Origin of the sequence: Actinoplanes sp. NPDC048791 (assembly GCF_040650095.1) — a bacterium.
GTDB lineage: Bacteria > Actinomycetota > Actinomycetes > Mycobacteriales > Micromonosporaceae > Actinoplanes.
Window position 1 is genome coordinate 1 of sequence record NZ_JBEZGQ010001318.1, and the last position, 1985, is coordinate 1985.

Annotated in this window: 3 protein-coding genes; 2 read left to right on the forward strand and 1 reads right to left on the reverse strand. The window is 74.1% G+C overall.

The genetic code is table 11. The features are described from left to right. On the reverse strand, window positions 1–1031 hold a 1031-nt coding region (locus AB0C29_RS45855), incomplete at its 3' end, for a histidine kinase (RefSeq protein WP_360834300.1). A 117-nt stretch (window positions 1032–1148) separates the two neighbouring features. Between AB0C29_RS45855 and AB0C29_RS45860 the strand changes: the two genes are divergently transcribed. Together AB0C29_RS45860 and AB0C29_RS45865 are read left to right on the forward strand one after the other, a co-directional pair. After that, window positions 1149–1547: a ChaB family protein gene (locus AB0C29_RS45860; protein ID WP_360834302.1), complete on the forward strand. Its 399-nt coding sequence runs from the start codon at window positions 1149–1151 to the stop codon at window positions 1545–1547. Then, the gene (locus AB0C29_RS45865) at window positions 1544–1954 is read left to right on the forward strand and encodes a DUF1810 domain-containing protein (RefSeq protein WP_360834304.1); all 411 of its coding nucleotides are present in this window, start codon (window positions 1544–1546) and stop codon (window positions 1952–1954) included. Before AB0C29_RS45860 ends, AB0C29_RS45865 begins: the two co-directional genes overlap by 4 nt. Window positions 1955–1985 lie beyond the last annotated feature (31 nt).

Here is a 1985-nt window from a genome sequence, read left to right on the forward strand (position 1 = left end):
CCGGCGTCCAGCGTGCCGCCGAGCAACTGCGCGCGTTCCCGCATGCCCACGATGCCGCGGTGTCCCGACCCGTCGACCCGCCCGACCGCACGGGCCGGGCCGTCGTAGCGGACCTCCACCCGCAGCGCGTCCGGCTCGCACCGCACGGTCACCTCGGCCCGGGTCGCCTGGCTGTGCCGCAGCGTGTTGGTCAGCGACTCCTGCACGATCCGGTACGCCGACAGATCCACCGCCGCGGGCAGCTCGCGCAGCTCGGTGCGCAGGTCGACCCGCAGGCCCGTGGCGCCGAGCGCGGCCGCGAGCGCCTCCAGCTGCGCCAGCCCCGGCTGCGGGCCACCGTCGGCGGGGTCGTCGGCACTCATCGTGTGCAGCAGGACCCGCAGCTCGGCCAGGGTGGAACGGGCCGCCGTGGCGATCGTCCCCAGCGCCTGGCGGGCCTGCTCGGGCCGGCGGTCGAAGACGTCCTCGGCCGCCGCCGCCTGCACGACGATGACCGACACCGTGTGGGCCAGGACGTCGTGCAGCTCGCGGGCGATCCGGTTGCGTTCCCGCAGCACGATGCGCCGACGCTGATCCTCGCGCCGCAGCGCCCGGGTGCGTCCGAGCTCGCCCAGCGTCCAGCCCAGCGCGGGCCCCGCGGCGGCCAGCAGCAGATTGCGCCAGTCGCCGTCGATCAGCTTCCACGGGGTCGCGGCGACCAGCAGAGCCAGCACCCACAGCGACCGGCGCGGCGTGCGCAGCCGGGTGTAGCAGGCCAGCACGGCGGCGATCTGGCCCAGCCAGCCGATGTCCGGGGTCAGCACCTCCAGGCCGATGCCGGCGGCCACGGCCACAGCCATCGCCGCCTCGGGCCGCCACCTCAGGAACGCCACGGTGCCCGCCTGCACCAGCGCACAGGCCACGGCGACCGCCCGGCCCGCGGTGGTCGCCGGGCCGCCCGGGGTGATCAGCACGAGCGCCACCAGGACCACGGACAGTCCCGCCGCGACGGAGATGCCCGCGATCCGTTCCTGGTCCCGGGGAAGGCGCACGCAGCGATCGTAAGCGGCCGGCCGGAGGCGGTCATCGGTCCCGGGAACGACCCGCGTCTCATCCCTGGGAACGACGCCCGCGGTTTGCCGCTGCCCGGCCCGGGAAACCTGATCGGTATGCCAACTCGTGAGGACATGCCGGGGACGCTGAAGCGGTCCCCGAAGAAGGCGCAGGACACGTACGTCGCGGCGCACGACTCGGCCGTGAAGGAGTACGGCGAGGGCGAGCGCGCCCACCGGACCGCCCTGGCCGCGGTCAAGCACTCGTTCGAGAAGGTCGGCGACCACTGGGAGCCCAAGGCGAAGAAGGGCCCCAGCGACGCCAAGGCGGCCGGCGGGCGGGACACCCCGAAGAAGACGGCCGGCGGGGTCGACGCCAACGCGAGCAAGGAGCACCTGCTCAGCGTGGCCAAGAAGCTCGACATCTCCGGCCGGACCAAGATGAAGAAGTCCGAGCTGGTCGAGGCCATCCAGAAGGCCAACGCCAAGAGCACCCGCAAGGCGCGCGGCAAGTGAGCGACCTGGCCCGCTTCGTCAGCGCCCAGCAGGACGTCCACGAGCAGGCCCTGGCCGAGCTGACGGCCGGCAGCAAGCGCAGCCACTGGATGTGGTTCGTGTTTCCGCAGATCGCCGGCCTCGGCCGCACCGCCACCGCGCAGCACTACGCCATCGCCGACCTGGACGAGGCCCGGGCCTACCTGGCCCATCCGGTGCTCGGGCCCCGGCTGGCCGAGTGCGCGCGGGCCCTGCTCGGCGTGCACGGCCGCACCGCCACGCAGATCCTGGGCACCCCCGACGACCTCAAGCTGCGGTCGTCGATGACGCTCTTCGCCCACGCGGCCGAGGACCCGGCCGTGTTCCGGGCCGTCCTCGACCGCTACTACGGCGGCGAGGACGACCCGGCCACGCTTCAGCGGCTGTAACGCTCCCGGCGTACGGTCGGTTTGCGGCCCC

What these genes read in the sequence shown, in the direction of transcription:
- AB0C29_RS45860 (WP_360834302.1), top strand. Translation starts at nt 1,149, where the DNA reads ATGCCAACTCGTGAGGACATGCCGGGGACGCTGAAGCGGTCCCCGAAG.